Source organism: Solicola gregarius, assembly GCF_025790165.1.
Classification (GTDB): domain Bacteria; phylum Actinomycetota; class Actinomycetes; order Propionibacteriales; family Nocardioidaceae; genus Solicola; species Solicola gregarius.
In genome coordinates this window covers 3700184-3719520 of record NZ_CP094970.1, presented here as the reverse complement: position 1 = coordinate 3719520, position 19337 = coordinate 3700184, and the positions used below count along the sequence as shown (strand labels likewise).

Annotated in this window: 18 protein-coding genes; 2 read left to right on the top strand and 16 right to left on the bottom strand. The window is 68.1% G+C overall.

Features of this window, described 5'->3' with window-relative positions; genetic code table 11:
* The first annotated feature begins 51 nt into the window (after positions 1–51).
* A complete protein-coding gene (locus L0C25_RS18250) occupies positions 52–1434 on the top strand; it encodes an aspartate aminotransferase family protein (protein WP_271633162.1) in 1383 nt (460 codons plus the stop codon).
* A gap of 112 nt (positions 1435–1546) precedes the next feature.
* Here the strand turns inward: L0C25_RS18250 and L0C25_RS18245 are convergent, their stop codons facing one another.
* From L0C25_RS18245 to L0C25_RS18205, 9 genes are all read right to left on the bottom strand, one after another.
* The gene (locus tag L0C25_RS18245; protein ID WP_271633160.1) at positions 1547–3262 is read right to left on the bottom strand and encodes a hypothetical protein; all 1716 of its coding nucleotides are present in this window, start codon (positions 3260–3262) and stop codon (positions 1547–1549) included.
* On the bottom strand, positions 3259–3819 hold the full coding sequence (locus L0C25_RS18240) for a SigE family RNA polymerase sigma factor (RefSeq protein ID WP_271633159.1): 561 nt from the start codon (positions 3817–3819) through the stop codon (positions 3259–3261). Before L0C25_RS18240 ends, L0C25_RS18245 begins: the two co-directional genes overlap by 4 nt.
* A gap of 160 nt (positions 3820–3979) precedes the next feature.
* Positions 3980–5278: an aspartate aminotransferase family protein gene (locus L0C25_RS18235; protein WP_271633158.1), complete on the bottom strand. Its 1299-nt coding sequence runs from the start codon at positions 5276–5278 to the stop codon at positions 3980–3982.
* 110 nt (positions 5279–5388) lie between these two features.
* Entirely contained in the window at positions 5389–6783 is a 1395-nt protein-coding gene (locus L0C25_RS18230) for an NAD(P)/FAD-dependent oxidoreductase (RefSeq protein WP_271633157.1), read from the bottom strand.
* Positions 6780–7589, bottom strand: coding sequence for an ABC transporter permease (locus tag L0C25_RS18225; protein ID WP_271633155.1), 810 nt, complete (start codon positions 7587–7589; stop codon positions 6780–6782). The genes L0C25_RS18230 and L0C25_RS18225 overlap by 4 nt, the downstream gene beginning before the upstream one ends.
* Positions 7586–8470 (bottom strand): ABC transporter permease, encoded by an 885-nt coding sequence (locus L0C25_RS18220; RefSeq protein WP_271633154.1) that lies wholly within the window; start codon positions 8468–8470, stop codon positions 7586–7588. Before L0C25_RS18220 ends, L0C25_RS18225 begins: the two co-directional genes overlap by 4 nt.
* Positions 8467–9618, bottom strand: coding sequence for an ABC transporter ATP-binding protein (locus L0C25_RS18215; protein WP_271633153.1), 1152 nt, complete (start codon positions 9616–9618; stop codon positions 8467–8469). The genes L0C25_RS18220 and L0C25_RS18215 overlap by 4 nt, the downstream gene beginning before the upstream one ends.
* Complete coding sequence (locus tag L0C25_RS18210; RefSeq protein ID WP_271633152.1) at positions 9602–10765, bottom strand: polyamine ABC transporter substrate-binding protein; 1164 nt, start codon at positions 10763–10765, stop codon at positions 9602–9604. Before L0C25_RS18210 ends, L0C25_RS18215 begins: the two co-directional genes overlap by 17 nt.
* Positions 10762–12267 carry an aminobutyraldehyde dehydrogenase gene (locus L0C25_RS18205; RefSeq protein WP_271633151.1) on the bottom strand — a complete coding sequence of 502 codons (1506 nt, stop codon included), beginning with the start codon at positions 12265–12267 and terminating at the stop codon, positions 10762–10764. Before L0C25_RS18205 ends, L0C25_RS18210 begins: the two co-directional genes overlap by 4 nt.
* A 147-nt stretch (positions 12268–12414) precedes the next feature.
* Between L0C25_RS18205 and L0C25_RS18200 the strand changes: the two genes are divergently transcribed.
* Positions 12415–12888 (top strand): Lrp/AsnC family transcriptional regulator, encoded by a 474-nt coding sequence (locus L0C25_RS18200; RefSeq protein ID WP_271633150.1) that lies wholly within the window; start codon positions 12415–12417, stop codon positions 12886–12888.
* Between the two features lie 91 nt (positions 12889–12979).
* Here L0C25_RS18200 and L0C25_RS18195 read toward each other — a convergent pair whose 3' ends face one another.
* The 7 genes from L0C25_RS18195 to rlmN form a co-directional block, all read right to left on the bottom strand.
* The gene (locus L0C25_RS18195; RefSeq protein ID WP_271633149.1) at positions 12980–14860 is read right to left on the bottom strand and encodes a propionyl-CoA synthetase; all 1881 of its coding nucleotides are present in this window, start codon (positions 14858–14860) and stop codon (positions 12980–12982) included.
* 133 nt (positions 14861–14993) lie between these two features.
* Positions 14994–15386, bottom strand: a complete 393-nt coding sequence (locus L0C25_RS18190) for a thiol-disulfide oxidoreductase DCC family protein (RefSeq protein WP_271633147.1) — start codon at positions 15384–15386, stop codon at positions 14994–14996.
* 4 nt (positions 15387–15390) lie between these two features.
* The gene (locus L0C25_RS18185) at positions 15391–16059 is read right to left on the bottom strand and encodes a DUF4241 domain-containing protein (protein WP_271633146.1); all 669 of its coding nucleotides are present in this window, start codon (positions 16057–16059) and stop codon (positions 15391–15393) included.
* A gap of 26 nt (positions 16060–16085) precedes the next feature.
* Entirely contained in the window at positions 16086–16811 is a 726-nt protein-coding gene (locus tag L0C25_RS18180; protein WP_271633145.1) for an enoyl-CoA hydratase, read from the bottom strand.
* The gene (locus L0C25_RS18175) at positions 16808–17218 is read right to left on the bottom strand and encodes a VOC family protein (RefSeq protein ID WP_271633143.1); all 411 of its coding nucleotides are present in this window, start codon (positions 17216–17218) and stop codon (positions 16808–16810) included. Before L0C25_RS18175 ends, L0C25_RS18180 begins: the two co-directional genes overlap by 4 nt.
* Complete coding sequence (locus L0C25_RS18170; RefSeq protein WP_271633141.1) at positions 17215–18021, bottom strand: HAD family hydrolase; 807 nt, start codon at positions 18019–18021, stop codon at positions 17215–17217. The genes L0C25_RS18175 and L0C25_RS18170 overlap by 4 nt, the downstream gene beginning before the upstream one ends.
* 102 nt (positions 18022–18123) lie before the next feature.
* On the bottom strand, positions 18124–19305 hold the full coding sequence (gene rlmN, locus L0C25_RS18165) for a 23S rRNA (adenine(2503)-C(2))-methyltransferase RlmN (protein ID WP_271633140.1): 1182 nt from the start codon (positions 19303–19305) through the stop codon (positions 18124–18126).
* Positions 19306–19337: the final 32 nt, after the last annotated feature.

Sequence of the window (19337 nt, the reverse complement as noted above, 5' to 3'; positions counted from 1 at the left end):
CCCGATCGTTAGTCATACTGGCCGTGGCTGCCCAAGAATTGAGAGGACACCATGACCGAGACACCGCGCCCGGACTCCGACGTACTGCAGAAGCAGGCGAAGGACCACCTGTGGATGCACTTCACCCGGCACTCGACGTACGACACCTCCGACGTGCCGATCATCGTCAAGGGTGAGGGCGCGTACATCACCGATGCCTCGGGGAAGCGCTACCTCGACGCGCTTTCCGGACTGTTCGTCGTGCAGGCCGGCCACGGTCGCGAGGAGCTCGCGCAGGCCGCTGCGAAGCAGGCCCGCGAGCTGGCGTTCTTCCCCCTGTGGTCGTACGCGCACCCGCCGGCCATCGAGCTCGCCGACCGCGTCGCAGGGTACGCGCCCGGCGACCTGAACCGGGTGTTCTTCACCTCCGGCGGTGGCGAGGCCGTCGAGTCCGCGTGGAAGCTCGCGAAGCAGTACTTCAAGCTGACCGGCAAGCCGACGAAGCACAAGGTGATCAGCCGCGCCGTCGCGTACCACGGCACCCCGCAGGGCGCGCTGTCGATCACGGGCATCCCGGAGATGAAGGCGCCGTTCGAGCCGCTCGTACCGAGCACGTTCCGGGTACCGAACACCAACATCTACCGCGCCTCGGTGCACGGCGACGACCCCGAGGCCTTCGGGCAGTGGGCCGCCAACCGGATCGCGGAGGCGATCGAGTTCGAGGGCGCCGACACCGTCGCCGCGGTCATCCTCGAGCCGGTGCAGAACTCCGGCGGCTGCTTCCCGCCGCCGCCCGGGTACTTCCAGCGCGTACGCGAGATCTGCGACGAGAACGACGTGCTGCTGATCTCCGACGAGGTCATCTGCGCGTACGGCCGGCTCGGCGAGATGTTCGGAGCGGAGCGCTACGGCTACCAGCCCGACATGATCACCTGCGCGAAGGGCCTCACCTCGGGCTACTCGCCGCTCGGTGCTCTCATCGCGAGCGACAAGCTGATGGAGCCGTTCCTCGAAGGCCAGAACTCGTTCGCGCACGGCTACACCTTCGGCGGTCACCCGGTCTCGACGGCCGTCGCGATGGCCAACCTCGACATCTTCGAACGCGAGGACCTGAACGGCAACGTACGACGCAACGAGGCGGCGTTCCGCTCGACGCTGGAGAAGCTGACCGACCTCGACATCGTCGGCGACGTACGCGGCGACGGGTACTTCTACGGCATCGAGCTGGTCAAGGACAAGGCGACCAAGGAGACCTTCAACGACGAGGAGTCCGAGCGGCTGCTGCGCGGCTTCCTCTCCAAGGCGCTGTTCGACGGCGGGCTGTACTGCCGCGCCGACGACCGCGGCGACCCCGTCATCCAGGTCGCTCCCCCGCTGATCTGCGACCAACAGCACTTCGACGAGATGGAGGGCATCCTGCGCGACGTACTCACCCGGGCGCAGGACCTGCTGTAGGGCTTCGTACGTGCCGGTGCGCGAGACGGCTCCTTCGTGGCGCCGGCGCGTACGGATTGACGGACGAATGGTCCTTTGACCGGCAAGAGCCGGTCAAAGGACCATTCTTGCGTTACTCCTCGGGCAGGTAGTACGCGATCACGAGCTTTCCACCGTGGACGTTGCGGCCCGACCGGATCGCGACGTCTTGGGTCCCGCGGCCGATGGGGTCGACCCCGACAGCGGCGTCACTCGAACCATTGGGCCTTGCGTACATGAATGGTTGCCCGTCGATCACCGCGCGGATCGCGCCGCCGTTGCCTCCGCTGTACCCGTGCCCGACCAGCGCGTTCACGCCCGTCTCCGGCACGCGGATCGCGGCCTCGCGGGTGTCGCCATCGACATCGACGCTCTTGTAGTCGACGAGCTTGTACCACCGACCACGCCAGCGGCGGCAATCGTCCAGCACGAAGCCGTTCACCGACGTACGCGGCGCGCTGCGCTCGTACACGCCGAAGCCGAGCTGGATGTCGTCGAGCGAGACGTCGGATCCGTCCTTGGCGCGTGCCCGGATCACCACCTCGACCGGCTCTCCCGCCACAATGCCGAACTCACCCCAGGCGGCACGATTCGACTCCGGACTGTCGCCGCGGTCCAGCTCGCCGTCGAACGACTGGCATTCACCCGACAGGGTGTGTCGGCCGTTCATCGTCATCTTCACCCGGACGTCATCGCTGTCTTGCCCGCCGAGGGTGCATGCGGTACCGACGGCCACGTTCGCGTCCTTCGGCGTGAAGGTGGATCGAAAGACGGTCTCGCCCGGCTCGCCGACGTCCGACGCGATCAGCGGATCACGCGCATCTGTGGTGTCCGGGATCGACAGAGTCGGGGGTTTCGTGTCCTCATCGTCCTCGACGGGCGTGTAGGCCGCGACGACGAGCCGTGCCCACTTGTCGTCGGACAGGTTGCGGACGCTGAGCGTACGTGCGCCCCCACTGGGCAGGAGCTCGGACGAGACACCGCCCGTCGTCTCCTGCGCGCCATCGATCGTTATCCGCGTGAGTGCCCCGCGGTCAGGAGAGCCGTACGTCACGAGCATCGCCCCGTCCGACTCCGGCGCGTACTGCCTCTGCGTCCCCTTCGGCCGAGTGGGACCGACCGTGTAACCGTCGTCGGCCAGCGCGTACGTCTCGCCGTCCACCGTCTTCTCCTCGGGCAGCGAGACACCGAGCACATTGCGGCGCTCCCCCGTCATGGCGTACGCCGCGACGCCGATGGTGCCCTTGGTCGACTGCGTTGGCTTGAGCGCTAAGTCCGCCGCCCGCACCGTGATCGTCACTGGCTCGCCGGCGCGTACGCCCATTCGCTCCCACAGCCGCCGGACTTTCGCGGGCGAGATCACTCCGCCGACCTCGCCGCTCGACACACCCGACGCGGCACTTCCACAGATTGCGCTGGTCCATCGTCCGTTGACCCGAGCACGTGCAACTCCCGGGTCGACGTCGTCGCAGTCGATGTCCAGCAGGAAGTCGGTGTCGTCGGGCGTGAACTCCAGCGTGACCGTGCTGTCGCCCTCGTCACCGATGACCGACGCGATCCTCGTGTCGCCGTCGACCTGCTCGGGGAACGGTCCGCCGTTCGCGGGCTCCGGCGCCGTCGACAGGTGGCTCACCACGGGTACGCCGACGATCGCGCCGACGGCGAGCACGCTCGCGGCGACGGTGGCGCCGGCCTTGCGACGGCGGCGCTGGGCGATCTTGGCGCGGATGCCAGCCATCCGGCCGGTCGAGCGCGGGTCGAGGTCGTTGGCACGGGCGTCGAGCTCGGCGCGCAGGTCGTCGAGGTTCATGGCCGCCCTCCCTCATCGTGACGGCGAGACGCGTACGTCTCGAGTAGTGCGGGGTCGATTCGCAGCTTGGCGAGCGCCTTGCTGGTCTGGCTCTTGACGGTGCCGATGGTGCAGCCGAGGGTCGCGGCGGTCTCGGCCTCGGTCAGGTCCTCGTAGAAGCGGAGCACGACCGTCGCGCGCTGGCGCCTCGGCAGCCGGCCGATGGCCTCCCAGACGTCGAAGCGGTCGCCGACGGAGTCGGTGGGATTTGCTCCGCTGTGCTCTGGCAGCGCCTCCGTCGGGCGTTCGCCGTTCCACTTGCGCCGCCACCAGCTGTTGTACGTGTTGACGAGGATCCGGCGTACGTACGCCTCGTGGTCGGTCTTGATGCGCTTCCAGGATCCCCATGCCTTGGCCAGCGAGGTCTGCACCAGGTCTTCGGCGAGCTGATGGTCACGGGTGAGGAGGTACGCCGTCCGCAGCAGATGGTCGCTACGTGCGGCGACGAACCCCTCGAACGGCACCGGATGCGGCGCCGTCCGAGCGCGCGCCCGGGAGTTCCCCAGCTCCTCAACCAATGCAGCCTCCTCGCTCATGCCCTACCCGACCCGGTGGCGGCCGCCGATGGTTGCCTCACACTTCCCGCCGAGGTACGGATTCCTGCCAATAGGAGGTCCCCTATTGGCAGGAATTCGTACCTCGGCGGGAACTTTGATGTACGCGCGGGGTAAAGTGACGTCAGGACGTTCGCAATGCATCCACCAGCATCGCCAGCCCCTCCCGTGCCTCGGACTCGGTGAGCGTGAGCGGCGGCGCGATCCGCAGGCAGTTGCCGTGCAGTCCGCCCTTGCCGATCAGCAGACCACGCTCGCGGGCGGCCTCGAGTACGCGAGCGGCCGCGGCGACGTCGGGCGTACGACCATCGGCGGCGACCAGCTCGATGCCGATCATCAGGCCGCGCCCGCGTACCTCACCGACGTACGCGAGGTCGGCGCACGCTGCCCGCAGGCCCTCTATCAGCACGGCACCGACCCGCGCAGCGTTGCCCTGCAGGTCGTGCGACAGCGCGTAGTCGAGCGTGGCGTTCGCGGCCGCCGTCGACAGCGGGTTGCCGCCGAACGTCGAGATCGAGTTGGCCTGCAGGCAGTCCATCACCTCGCCACGCGCGACGACGCCGCCGATTGACGCGCCGTTACCGAGCCCCTTCGCGAATGTCATCGCGTCGGGAGTGACGCCGTGCGCGCCGATGCCCCAGAAGTGGTCACCGGTACGACCCCACCCCGTCTGTACCTCGTCGGAGACGAACAGGATGCCGGTCTCGTCGAGGATCTCCTTGTACGCCGCGAACAGCCCGTCCGGAGGCGTGGCGAAACCTCCGACGCCCTGGATGGGTTCGGCGATCATGCACGCGACGTCGCCCGACGTACTCGTCACCATCAGCTCGCGCAGATCCTCCGCACACGCGGCGATGTACGCGGCGTCGTCCAGCTCACGGAAGCTCGACCTGAACCGATAGCCGCTCTGCGCATAGATCGTGTTGACGGGAGTCAGGCTCGAGGCCGACCAACCGCGGTTGCCGGTGATGCCGACGGTGGCGAACGCCCTCCCGTGGTAGCTGTTACGAAGCGCGATGACCTGGTTGCTGCGGCGGTACTGCGTCGCGATCAGCAGCGCCGCCTCGTTGGCCTCGGTGCCGGACGCGGTGAAGAACACCTTCGCGTCCGGGATGCCCGACAGCGACGCGATCTTCTCGGCGAGGTCGACCTGCTGCCGGATCAGGTACAGCGTCGAGGTGTGTACGACCCCGCGGTCGGCCTGCGCCTTGATCGCGTCGCGTACCTCGGGGACGTTGTAGCCCAGCATGTTGGTGAGGATGCCGGCGAAGAAGTCGAGGTACGTACGCCCCTCGCCGTCGGTGACGCGGCAGCCGTCGCCGCTCGCGATCTCGATCGGACGCTCGTAGAACAGCGACAGCCAGGACGGCATCACCGCCTCGTGCCGCTTCGCCAGCTCCGCATGCGTACTCGATGTGGCCATGCCCGCAGCCTCTCACCTCGCGCGAGGTCGAGCCACCAGCTGAGCCGCACGCTGTTGTGCGACACGCCGGGCGTTTCCCGCAACAACGTGCGGCTCGCGGGGGTTCGGCGTCAGGAGTCGAAGCCGAGCCCCAGCGCATCGGTCAGCTTGAGCCACGCGTTTCGCTTGCCCTGGTTGGCGTCTGCCTTCGCAAGCGACCAGCGGGTCAGCTGTACGCCGGCGTACCGCGCCGGCTCGGGCGGGAACGGCAGTGGCTTCCGGCGCACCATCTCGAGCTCGGTGCGCTCGGTCTTCGCTCCGTCGAGGAGGTCGAGCATGACGAGCGCGGCGAACCGGGTCGCGCCGACGCCGAGCCCGGTGAACCCGAGCGCGTACGCGACCGCGCCGTCGTACGCCGTGCCGTAGAACGCACAGAACTGCGTCGACGTGTCGATGACGCCGCCCCAGCGGTGACTGAAGCCGATGCCCTGCAGCGCCGGGAAGTACTCCTCGAAATGCCGGCCCAGCGTTTCGAACGTCGCCTGCCGCTGTTCGTACGATCGGCGAATCCCGTTGCCGTAGTGGTAGATCGCGTCGTAGCCGCCGAACAGGATCCGGTTGTCGCGGGTGAGTCGGAGGTAGTGGAACTGGTTGCCGCTGTCGCCGACCCCCTCGCGTCCCGCCCAGCCGATCTCCTTGCGCTGCAGATCGCTCAGGGGGTCGGTCACCAGCGCGTAGTCGTAGACCGGCACCGTCATCAACCGCAGCCGGCGAAGCAGCGGTGGAAATGCGTTGGTCGCCAGGATGACGCGCCTCGCCTGCACGGTCCGGTCGCCCACACGTACGCGCACACCTGCGTCATCGCGGTCGATCGCCGACGCGTGTGAGCTCTCGAAGATCTCGACGCCCGCCTCGAGGCACGCGGAGCGCAGACCCCAGGCCAGCCGGGCCGGTTCGACCAGCGCGACATCGGGATCGTGCAGTGCCGCGAGTACCGCCGGCGAGTCGAAACGCGCCCGGGCATCGTCGCGCTCGACGAACGTGGCCGGCAGACCGTACGCACTCATCGCGGCCGCGGCATCGCGTAGCTCGTCGACCTGATACTCATCCGTCGCGACGTCGAGCTCGCCGTTGCGCTCGAAGTTGCAGTCGATGCCGTACCGCGACACGGCGGCCTCGATCTCGTCGAGGTTCTCGCGTCCCATGCGCAAGAGTGCGGGCAGGTCGTCGGGCCAGCGCGACAGCCCGTTGTCGAACCCGTGCGTCAGGCTGGCCTCGCAGAAGCCGCCGTTGCGTCCGCTCGCCTCGCCACCACACGTGCCCGCCTCGACCAGCATCACGGCGCGGTCGGGGTGACGTTCCTTCGCGAGCAGCGCCGACCACAGGCCGGAGTAGCCACCGCCGACCACGAGCAGGTCGGTACTTACGTCGTGCGCGAGTGGAGGCAGCGGCTCCGGGGACGCGTCGTCATCGAGCCAGAACGGCTCCGGTTTCGCCCGCCGGACGCGCTCGGCCAGATCGCTCATGCGGCGTTCGCCCTGCGCCGCCGCGAGATCTCGGGCACCACCACGATGATGATCGCCACGAGGAACATCACGGTGCCGACGACATTGACCTGCATCGGTACGCCGCGCAGCGCGGAGCCCCAGACGAACATCGGGAAGGTCGTCGTCGTACCGGCGTTGAGGTTGGTGATGATGAAGTCGTCGAACGACAGCGAGAAGCTCAGCAACGCCGCCGCCAGAATGCCGGGGAAGACCAGCGGGAACGTCACCCGCCAGAACGTCTCGCGCTCGTTGGCGTAGAGGTCCATCGCCGCCTGTTCGAGGGATGCGTCGAGGCCCGACAGTCGCGCCTTCACCGTCACCACGACGAACGAGATGCAGAACGTGATGTGGGCGATCAGGATCGTCCAGAAGCCGAGCCGGCCGCCGAATCCGGCCGATACGAACAGTGCGAGCAGCGACGAGCCCATCACGATCTCGGGTGCGGCCATCGGCAGGAAGATCAGCACGTTGGCCGTCGTACGCCCGGCGAACCGATGGCGTACGAGCGCGAACGCGATCAACGTGCCGAGCACCGTCGCCGAGATCGTCGCGAGCAGGCCGATCTCGACACTGCGTACGACCGCCGAGCACATGCCCTCGGACGCGCAGGGGTTTGCCCAGTTGTCGAGCGTGAAGCCGTTGAAGACGTACGCCTTGCTCGGCTTGCTGAAGCTCATCAGCACGACGATCGCGATCGGGATGAACGTGTAGATGAGCACGATGATGCCGAGCGCCATGACCACGTGGTCGGCGATCCAGCGGCCGACGCGTTGCATCGGTGTCATACGAGGTCCTCCGCTCCGGAGCGGCGCGCGTACGCGATGACCATGACGACGATCAGCGCCATCAGGGTGACCGACATGGCACCCGCGGCCGGGTAGTCGCCGGCGTCGGTGAAGAGGTTCTGGATCACGCTGCCGACCATCCGCTCGTTCGGGCTGCCCAGTAGCTGGGCGTTGATGTAGTCACCCGTGGCCGGAATGAACGTCAGCAGGGTGCCGGCAACGACGCCGGGCATCGACAGCGGCCAGGTGACCTTCGCGAAGCCGCGAACGGGCGAGGCGTACAGGTCGGTGGCGGCCTCGATCAGCCGCCCGTCGATCTTCTCCAGGCTCGCGTACAACGGCAGCACCATGAACGGCAGGAAGTTGTACGTCAGCCCGGCGACGACCGCGACGGGCGTTGCCAGGACGCGGCCGTCGGCGCCCACGATCTGCAGGAACTGCAGGGTGTTCACCACCCAGCCGTCGTCGGCGAGGATCAGCTTCCACGACAGCGTGCGCACCAGGAAGCTGGTGAAGAACGGCGCGATGACGAGCACCAGCATGAGGTTCTTCCAACGGCCGGCCTTGAACGCGATCGCGTACGCCAGCACGTACCCGATGATCAGGCAGAGCAGCGTCGCGATGCCGCCGAAGACGAGCGATCGGACGAGCGGGCCCCAGTACTCGCTCAGGGCATCGGCGTAGTTGGCGAAGTGGTACGTCATGTCGTACCCGTCGAGCACCGAGCCGTCGGGGTCGTACAGGCTGGTCGCGACCAGCGAGTAGAACGGCACCACGAAGAAGACGAACAGCCACGCGACGCCGGGAATCATCAGCAGGTATCCGGTGGGGATCCTGCGCCGCGGCCTTGCCTGCCGCGCCTCGCGTACGTCGGTCGTCATACCGCGGCATCCTCGAGCTGCCGCCCCGCCTCGACGTCCTGGTCGGCGTCGAGCAGGAATGCGTACTCCGGATGCCAGGACAGGTCGACCGGCGTGCCGACCTGGAACAACCCACGATGGCCGGTGTTCTGCTCGAACACCATCAGCTCCTGGCCCCACGGCATCTTGACGAGATACTGCGTACTGACGCCGACGAAGCTGACGTCGGAGATGACGCCGCCGGCGATGCGGCTTCCGGGGGCGTCGAGCACACCGTCGATCTCGGAGATCAGCACCTTCTCGGGTCGGATGCCGACCCATCCCGCGCCGGAGTCGGTGTGCGCGCGATCCCTGGGGATCGAAGCCTTCGTACCCTGCATCTCGACGACCAGGGAGTCGGCGTCGTTGCCGACGATCTCGCCGGCGATGAGGTTGGACTGGCCGAGGAAGTTCGCGACGTACGTCGTGGCCGGGTTGTCGTACAGCACCGACGGCGGGCCCATCTGCTCGATCACGCCGGCGTTCATCACCGCGATCGTGTCGGCCATCGTCATGGCCTCCTCCTGATCGTGTGTGACGTGCACGAAGGTGAGGCCGACCTCGGTCTGGATGCGCTTCAGCTCGATCTGCATCGCCCTTCGCAGCTTGAGATCCAGTGCTCCGAGCGGCTCGTCGAGGAGCAGCACCTCGGGCTCGTTGATCAACGCCCGCGCGAGCGCGACGCGCTGCTGCTGACCGCCCGACAGCTGCGACGGCATCTTCTTCGCCTGTGACTCGAGCTCGACCAGGCTCAGCATCGCGCCGACCTGCTCGCGTACGTCGCTGACCTTGCGACGGCGCAGCCCGAACGCGATGTTCTCGAAGATGTCGAGGTGTGGGAAGAGCGCGTAGTTCTGGAACACGGTGTTGACCGGACGACGATACGGCTTCTCGTACGTCACCTCGCGCTCGCCGAGCATGATGTGGCCGCTCGTCGGCGTCTCGAGGCCGGCGACCATCCGCAGCGTGGTCGTCTTGCCGCATCCGGACGGACCGAGCAGGGCGAAGAAGTGGCCCTGCGGTACGACGAGATCGATCGCGTCGACGGCCGTGAATGTGCCGAACTCCTTCGTCAGCGTCTCCAGCCGGAGATCGCCCTTGTCCCCGTTTGTGCTAGCCACCTGTGACATCGGCCCAGTCTCCTTCGTATCTGCGGGTCTGATCGGCATCGAGCGGCATCAGGTCGACGGCGTTCGCAAGCATCTCGTCGTCGGGGAAGATCAACTCGTTGTCGACCAGGCTCGGATCGACCTTCTCCATCGCCTCGCGCGCACCCTTCACCGGGCAGATGTAGTTGACCCAGGCGGCGAGTCTCGCGGCGACCTCGGGCTCGTAGTAGTAGTCGATCCACTCCTCGGCGTTCGCCTTGTGCTCGGCTTTGTTGGGGACGAGCATGTTGTCGCTCCACAGCGACAGCCCCTCCTCCGGTACGACGAACTTGATGTCCGGGTTGTCGAACTGCGCCTGGATGATGTCGCCCGACCACGCCTCGCACGCGACGATGTTGCCGGCCTGGAGGTCCTGCAGGTACTCGTTGCCGGTGAACGCCCGGATCTGCCCGGAGTCGACGACCTCGCGCAGGTTGTCGATCGCGTCGGCCCACTCGTCGTCATCGAAGTCGAGCGGATCGGCGCCGACCCGGATCAGCATGAAGATCATCGTGTCGTACATCTCGGACAGCAGCGTCACCCGACCTTTGAGGTCGTCGCGGGTCAGCAGCTCCTCCATCGAGCGCACCTCGCTGGTCTTCGCCGCGTTGTACGCGATGCCGGTCAAGCCGCTCTGCCACGGTGCGGAGTACTCACGGTCGGGGTCCCACTTGCGGTTCTTCAACGACGGCAGCAGGTTGTCGTGCAGGTTCGGTACGCGTTTGGCGTCCAACTTCTGGATCCAGCCGGAGCTCACCATCCGGGCCGCCATCCAGTCGGTCGACATGAACATGTCCCGCTTGACCGGCTCGCAGGCGCCCAGCTGGTTGCGTACCTTCGCGTAGAACTCCGCGTTGTCGTTGTAGTCGACGTTGTACGTGACGCTGATGCCGGTGCGCTGCTCGAACGTCTTCAACGTCGAGCCGGGCTTCTTCGGCGGGTCGATGTAGGCGGGCCAGTTCGAGATGATCAGCTCCGGCTCGCTGTCGGACACGTCGGTGCTCACGCACGTACCCGCCTCGATGCGCGTACCCGGCGCATCGAACAGCAGCAGCACCGCAAGGCTTCCGACGCCGAACGCCGCGGCGCCAGCTCCGCGCAGAACCGTGCGCCTGCTCGGGCCGCTCACGATGTCTCCCCGGAGCGGTCGGCGAACACGATGCGGTGCCAGTCCTTGCGGGGCACCGCGGTGTTCTCGACCATCACGTGCTTGACCTGGGTGTACTCCTCGAACGAGTACGCGCTCATGTCCTTGCCGAAGCCCGACTGCTTGTATCCGCCGTGCGGCATCTCCGAGATGATCGGGATGTGGTCGTTGATCCAGACGCAGCCGGCCTGGATCTCGCGGCTCGCGCGGTTCGCGCGGTTGAGGTCACGCGTCCAGGCGGACGCCGCCAGCCCGTACGGCGTGTCGTTGGCGATCTCGAGTGCCTCGTCGTCGGAGCCGAACGGCACCGCCGCCAGGACGGGACCGAACACCTCGTCGTGCATGATCGCTGCGTCGCGGTCGATGCCCGTCACCAAGGTGGGCGGGAAGAACGAGCCCTCCGCGTACTCGGCCCCACGTGGCAGCGAGCCCGAGCGCACGGTCGCGCCGTTCGCCTTCGCCTTCTCGACGTGCGTACGTACGCGCTCGAGGTGGCGCTGCGACGAGAGCGGTCCGAGGTCGGTGTCGTCGTCGTGCGGATCGCCGAGGCGCATCGAGGCCATGATGTCGGCGACACCGTCACAGAACGCGTCGTACAGCGACTCGTGCACGATCGCCCGGGTTGCCGCGGTGCAGTCCTGGCCGGTGTTGATGCAGGAGCCCGCGACGGCGCCGTGGATCGCCGCATCGAGATCGGCGTCGTCGAAGACCACGAGCGGCGCCTTGCCGCCGAGCTCGAGGTGCACGCGCTTCGCGGCGCCCGCGGCGATCGCGCCCACGCGCGTACCGACGGCCGTCGAGCCGGTGAAGCTCACCATCGAGACGTCCCGGTGGCCGACGAGTGCCTCACCGGCGACCGGGCCGGTGCCGGTCAGGACGTTGATCACGCCCGCCGGAATGCCCGCCGTCGTGGCTGCCTCGGCGAACATCAGCGCGGTGTACGGGGTGATCTCGGCCGCCTTGAGCACGATGGTGTTGCCCGCCGCGATCGCCGGAAGGACCTTCCACGCAGCCATCTGCAGCGGGTAGTTCCACGGCGCGATGGAGCCGACGACCCCGATCGGCTCACGGCGGATCGTGGACGTGTGCTCGCCGGAGTACTCACCGCTCGCGAGCCCGGGGAGGTGGCGGGCAGTGCCGGCGAAGAACGCGACGTTGTCGATGCTGCCCGCGATGTCGAAGTCGCGTGACATCCGGATCGGCTTACCGGTCTGCAGCGTCTCGGCCCGGGCGAGGTCTTCACTGCGCGTCCGGAGCTCGGCCGCGAACGCGTGCATTGCATCGGATCGCTCGGCGGGGGTCACCCGCGACCAGGTCGCGTACCCGTCGCGGGCCGCGCGTACGGCGGCGTCGACGTCTGCGGCCGACGCGAGATCGGGTGTCGCGAGGACGGCTCCGGTCGCAGGGTTGACGATCTCGACGTCGCGATCACCCGTGCCGGTGCGCAACTCCCCCGCGATGTACTGGTGGCCGTTGTCGAACACAGCAGCTAGCTCCTCTGGACGGTTCTTGTGAGCGGCGTCTCAACGTATAGTCGCAAACTCAGGCCACTCCGACAAGGGATTCGGTTGTTACACTTCGGTTTCACAACGAAATCCATATGTCGACCGATCGTGAGGCAAGATGTGCGCATGACGGAACGCAAATCGGGCAATGGCGTCGTCCTCGACGAGGTGTCGAAGGGCATCATCGAACAACTCCAGACCGACGGCCGACGGCCGTATGCCGCGATCGGGAAAGCTGTAGGGCTGTCCGAGGCGGCCGTACGGCAGCGTGTCCAGCGCCTCATCGAGAGCGGCGCCATGCAGATCGTAGCCGTCACGGACCCGCTCGAAGTGGGTTTTGACAGACAAGCCATGATCGGCATCACCGCGAGCGGACCGATCGAACCGATCGCCGACGAGCTCGCTGCTCTGCCGGAGATCGACTACGTGGTGATCACCGCCGGCGGGTTCGACCTCCTCGCCGAGGTCGTGTGCGAGAGCGACGACGCCCTACTCGACATCATCAGCAACCGCATCCGCGCGATCGGCGGCGTCCAGCGCACGGAGACCTTCGTCTACCTGAAACTACGCAAGCAGACGTACGCGTGGGGCGTCCGCTGACGCTGAGGAGAGAGTTCTGGCCCTGTGACGAGAGACGACGCGCCCTCGCACGGGGCTCGTCATCTCTCGTCACAGGGCCAGAACTCTCTCCTCAGCGTAGGAGGGGTGTGAGGGTGTCGAGGACGGTCGGATCCTCGATCGTGGACGGCACCTTCGTACTCCCGGTGTCGACGATGTCGCGCATCGAACGGCGCAGGATCTTGCCCGACCGGGTCTTCGGCAGCGCGGGTACGACCGTCACGCGCTTGAACGCCGCGACGGCCCCGATCTTCGACCGCACCGAGGCGACCAGCTCCGCCGCCAGCACCTCGTCGTCGACTTCGACGCCCGACTTGAGCACCACATAGCCCCGGGGTTCTTGACCCTTGAGCTGGTCGGACACCCCGACCACCGCGCATTCCGCGACCGCCGGATGCTCCGCAAGCACCGCCTCCATCGACCCCGTGGAGAGCCGGTGCCCCGCCACGTTGATCACGTCGTCGGTGCGGCCCATGACGAAGACGTAGCCGTCCTCGTCGATCATCCCGCCGTCGCCCGAGAGGTAGTAGCCGTCGTACGCCGACAGGTAGGAGGCGACGTAGCGGTCGTCGTCGCCCCACAATGTCGCCAACGTACCGGGCGGCAGCGGCAGCTTGATGCAGATCGCGCCCTCCGTGGCGGCCGGCGCCTCCTCGCCCCGATCGTCGAGGATCCGCACGTCGTACCCCGGCACCCGCACCGACGGCGAACCCGGCTTCAGCGGCAACGGCTCGAGCCCGCGCGGGTTGGCGACGATCGGCCAACCGGTCTCGGTCTGCCACCAGTTGTCGACAACGGGTACGCCGAGGATCCTGCTCGCCCACTCGTACGTGTCGGGGTCGAGCCGCTCGCCCGCGAGGAACAACGTACGAAGGCTGGACGTGTCGTGCTCGGCGAGCAGCAACGCGTCGGGATCGACCTTCTTGATCGCCCGGAACGCGGTCGGCGCCGTGAACAGCACATCGACGTCATGCTGGGCGATCACGCGCCAGAACGCGCCGGCGTCGGGCGTGCCGACCGGCTTGCCCTCGTACATGATCGTCGTGGCGCCGGCGAACAGCGGCGCGTAGACGATGTAGGAGTGCCCGACGACCCAGCCGACGTCGGACGCCGCCCACATCACGTGACCCGGACCGACATCGTAGATGTTGGCCATCGACCAGGTCAGCGCGACGGCGTGTCCGCCGTTGTCGCGGACGATGCCCTTCGGTTTTCCCGTCGTACCGGACGTGTGTAGCACGTACAGCGGATCGGTCGCGGCAACCGCGACGCAGCCCGCCGGGTCGGCACGGCCGATCTCCATCGCGGCGGCGTACGTGAGGTCGCGTCCTTCGACGAGGTCGGCCTCGAGCTGCGGCCGCTGCAGGATCACGCAGGCGGTCGGCTTCGACTCGGCCAGCTCGATCGCCTCGTCGAGCATCGGCTTGTACTCGACGACCCGCGCCGGTTCGACACCGCACGAGGCGGAGACGATCACCTTGGGACGCGAGTCGTCGATGCGTACGGCGAGCTCGGCGGGTGCGAAGCCACCGAACACGACGGCATGCACGGCACCGATCCGTGCACACGCGAGCATCGCGATGGCGGCTTCGGGCACCATCGGCAGGTAGATGAGCACCCGATCGCCCTTCTCGACACCGAGCCTGCGCAGTGCGCCGGCGAATGCTGCAACGTGCTCGACCATCTCGGCGTACGTGAGCGTGCGGACGTCTCCGGTGACCGGACTGTCGTGCACGATCGCCGGCTGGTCGGCACGGCCGGCGACGACGTGGCGGTCGAGAGCGTTGTAGCAGGTGTTCAGCGTCGCGTCGGGATACCAGCGGTAGAACGGCGGCCGCGAGTCGTCGAGGATCTGCTTCGGCGGCTTGATCCAGTCGACCAGCCCGGCCGCATCACGCCAGAAGCCCTCGGGGTCGTCGATGCTGCGTGCGTACGTCTGCTCGTATGCGCCCATGGCGGCATCCTCGCACCGACGTCGCTGGCCGCGCGAGGAGCCGGTCGCTCGGGGTCTATGTGGCATCGGTCCAATAGGACTCAACCTATGCCACATAGACCCCAACTGAGGGTTTCGCCGCGATCCTCGCCCATCACTCGGGCGAACCGGGCCGCTCCGAGGCCGGCAGCGCGCAGGTCGCCGTGCCGCCCGGCATCTTGTCGCGGTGCTCGGAGACCCAGCGGTACGCGGGCCAGGCAACGCGCAGTATGACGCGACGGCCGAGTAGCCGGCCGAACGGCCTGGCCCACGTACGCCCGGCACGCATGATGTCGGCGATCGCCTCCGGCCCGGCGCTGTGCCGACCGTCCGGGTCGATCCACTGTACGGCGTCGTCGCATGCCTCGGCGGTGACGCCGAGCGACTCGAGGTCGGCACGCTGCCAGGGCAGCACCATGACGTCTCGAGCGATGTGCCGCTCGACGAACCGCGCGCAGGAGGAACAGAACGCGCAGTCGCCGTCGTACAGGAAGGTCGCGGAGCCCATGGGCTCAGTATCGCGCGGTGGGCACGCCGTCCTCTGCGCCCATCGACGGATCCCGCTCCCCCTCGAAGACGAGGTCGAACGACACGTACACGACCGCGAGATCACCGTGCAGGTCGAAGCCTCCGAAAACCGGGTAACCGCCGCCACCGAGGCCGCTCGACGAGACGACCGCGCGCGAGCCATCGGGCAGCGCCACCTGCTCCGCGATCGAGATCGGCCCGTGCGATACCCCGGCCCCTGTCGACCATGCGGCTCGGTCGACCGCGCACACCAACCCACTGTCGACCCCGACGAAGTGCAGCTGGTCGTCCTCGGGGTCGTCCGGGTCTTCGACGGGAGGCGTGATCGCGTGCCTGCCGAGCGGGTCGAAGCTGATCCCGCCGGTCTCGCGCAGTCGTACGGCGAGCGTCGCCGTGATCGGCTCGTGTACCTCGGCGTACTCGCCTCGGAATGACGTGACGTAGACGCGGTAACTGCCCGGCGACACCCGCACCGACACCGAGTCGTCGGTCGAGTCGCCCGCGTCGCATACCAGCAGCTCACCACTCGGTAGGTCAACGGCTCCGACGAGGTCACGCCGCAGCATCACCCGCTCGCCCTCATAGTTGTAGGCGGCACCCTGCCGCGCGCCGACTTGGCGAGCGAGCCGTGGGTGTTCCGAGCGTTCCGTCATGGTGACATCACATCATGGCGCACGGGTCAGCGTCCGCGAAAGAGCGGAGCGCGCTTTTCCTGGCGCGCGGCCCTGGCCTCCTCGATGTCACTGCTCGCCCAGCACGCGTCGAAGGCGGCGCTCAGGCGGTCGTCCTCCACGCCGGCATCGGGTGAGTTGAGCACCAGCTTGTTGTACGCAAGCGCCAACGGGGCAAGGGATGCGAGCTCCGTTGCCCATTCCTCGGCGGCGACAACGTCGCCGGCGCGGTCGCACAGCCCGTAGTGCCGGGCCTGACCCGCATCGAACAGCTCACCGCTCAGCATGATCCTGCGCGCGGCGGCCCCGCCAGCGAGCTCGACGAGGCGGCGCATGGTCCACACGTCGACGGCGAGCCCGTTGCGCGCGGTCGGCACGCCGAAGACCGCAGTATCGGAGGCAATGCGCAGATCGCAGGCGATCGCGAGCTGCGTACCCGCTCCGATCGCCGGACCGTTGACGGCCGCGATCACCGGCACGGGCGTGTCCAGCGTGGCACGCAGGGCCGCGTACAAGCTCTCGCGGAACGCCTCGCCGTACACGCCGTCGAGATCGGCGCCCGCGCAGAAGCTGGTGCCCTCGCCGGTGACCACCATGGCGCGTACGCCGTCGGCCGTGGCACCTTCGACGGCCTCGCGGAGCGCGTCGCAGTGCTCGATGTCGAGGGCGTTGCGTCGCTCCGGGCGGCGCAGGGTGATCATGGCGACGTCAGCGTCGCGGGTGAGCTCGATCATCGACGCTCCTGACGACTGACCGGCTTCGCCACGACTTCCACCTCGAAGCCGTCCCCGTCCTCGAGGTACGCCGCGTAGTGCTGCCCGCCGCCCGCATACGGGTGCGAGTCGGCGAAGAGGTGCCGCCAGCCGTGCTCGGGCGCGGCGGCCCATAACGCGTCGACGGCCGCGGGGTCGTCCGCCCAGAACGCGAGATGGTTGAGCCCTGGCCGCATCCGGTCGTGCGGAACGTCGCGTACGTCGGGCGACTGCTCCATCACGAGGTAGCCGGTCGCCGGCGAGCCCCACGAGGCTCCGCGTCGCCAGGTGTCGAGACGCGGCCAGCCGAGCCGGTCGAGCAGCCACTGCCATCGCCGCTCCGCCGCCTCGAACTCGGCGACCCAGAGCTCGACATGGTGGAAGGTCACGACTCCCCCGCCGTGATCCGCTCGAGGGCGTACGCGACGCCGTCGTCGTCGTTCGCGGGAACGACCTCGTCCGCCACGGCGAGGACCTCCGGGTGGGCGTTCGCCACCGCGTGCGCGCGGCCGACCCAGCCGAGCATCGGCAGGTCGTTCGGCATGTCGCCGAACGCCCACACCTCGCTCGCGTCGACGGCGTGCTCGGAGCACCACCGCGCGAGTCCGGACGCCTTGGTGACGCCCTTGGCGGTGATCTCGGCGAGCCCGACGGCTCCGGAGTAGCCGAGCTCCGCGCGGCCACCGAGCACGGTCGCGACCCGGTCATGGAAGTCGGTCGGATCCAGCTCGTCGCAGCGGCCGAGCAGCTTGCCGACCGGCATCGAGGCGAGGTCGGTGAGCCGGTCGGCCACGTCTCCCTCCTTGCCCCAGATGGTGCTGACGAAGCCGTCCTCGCGCGACATCCCGTCCGCCCGCTCGACAGCGAAGACGATCTGTGGCATCGCCGCCCGGAGGTCGGCGACGACCGACTCCAATGTCGCTCGGTCGATCGTGGTGCGCTCGATTACCATCCGCCGCGCGACGTCGTACACGAACGCGCCGTTCGCGCACAACGCGATGCCGTGCGCCCCGATGACGTCGGCGAAGGCGTCGAGCCTTCGGGGCGGGCGAGCGGTGACGAACACGACCGCGACACCGGCGTCCTCGACGGCCGCGATCGCCGCGCGCGTACGCTCGGACAGCGAGCCGTCGGTACGCAGCAGGGTGCCGTCCATGTCGGTGGCGACAACCTTGGGCCACGTGTCAGGCATCCGGCCCCACCCGCCCCGTGGGCATGACGTTTCTGCCCCCGATCTGCGGAAATCGGGGCAGAAACGTCATGCCCACGGGGGTGGTACCGGCGGGGACGGGCATCAGGCGTCCGCCGCGGCGAGCTGGCCACAGGCTCCGTCGATCTCCTGGCCCCTTGTGTCGCGCACGGTCGTGGAGATTCCCTTGGCCCCCAGCCGGCGTACGAACTCGCGCTCGTCGGTGCGCCGCGACGCTGTCCACTTCGAGCCGGGCGTCGGGTTGAGCGGGATCAGGTTGACGTGCACCCAGCCCCAGTCGCCGTACGACCGAAGGACGTCGCCGAGCAGGTCAGCGCGCCACGCCTGATCGTTGATGTCCTTGATCATCGCGTACTCGATCGAGACCCGGCGCTTCGTACGCTGCGCGTACTCCCATGCGGCGTTCACGGTCTCGTGCACCTTGAAGCGGGTGTTGATCGGCACCAGCTCGTCGCGTAGCTCGTCGTCGGGCGCGTGCAGGCTGAGCGCGAGGGTGACCGGGATGCCCTCCTCGGTCAGCTGGTTGATGCGGGGTACGAGACCGACCGTGCTGACGGTGATGCCGCGCGCGGACATGCCGAGTCCGTCGGGGCTCGGGTCGACCATGCGGCGGACCGCACCGATCACGGCCTTGTAGTTGGCCATCGGCTCGCCCATGCCCATGAACACGACATTGGAGACGCGACCCGGACCACCGGGGACCTCGCCGCGCTGCATCGCCCGCGCACCTGCGACGATCTGCTCGATGATCTCGCCGGTCGACATGTTGCGCTGGAGTCCGCCCTGGCCGGTCGCACAGAACGGGCACGCCATGCCGCAGCCGGCCTGGCTCGAGACACACATCGTCGTACGGTCGGGATAGCGCATCAGCACCGACTCGACGAGCGCGCCGTCGAACAGCCGCCACAGGGTCTTGCGAGTGGTGCCCTGGTCGGCCTCGAGTGTGCGTACCGGAGTGAGCAGGTCCGGCAGCAGATCGGCGACCAACGTGTCCCGGGCCGTAGCCGGAAGATCGGTCATGTCCGCGGGGTCGTCCGCGAGCCGCGAGAAGTAGTGGTTACTCAGCTGCTTGGCCCGGTACGCGGGCTCGCCGAGTGCCTCGACGGCCTCCCGCCGGGCGGCCGCGTCGAGATCGGCAAGATGGCGCGGCGGCTTCTTGCGCCCCTTGGGCGCGCTGAAGACCAGCGGGAGCGGCTTGGCGGGTGTATCGGCCGGGCCATCGGCGGGAAGCACGGACGCGCGGTCGGGTTCGGATGGGGCTGTCATGACGGCGTCCATCCTCTCATCCGACCCGCGGA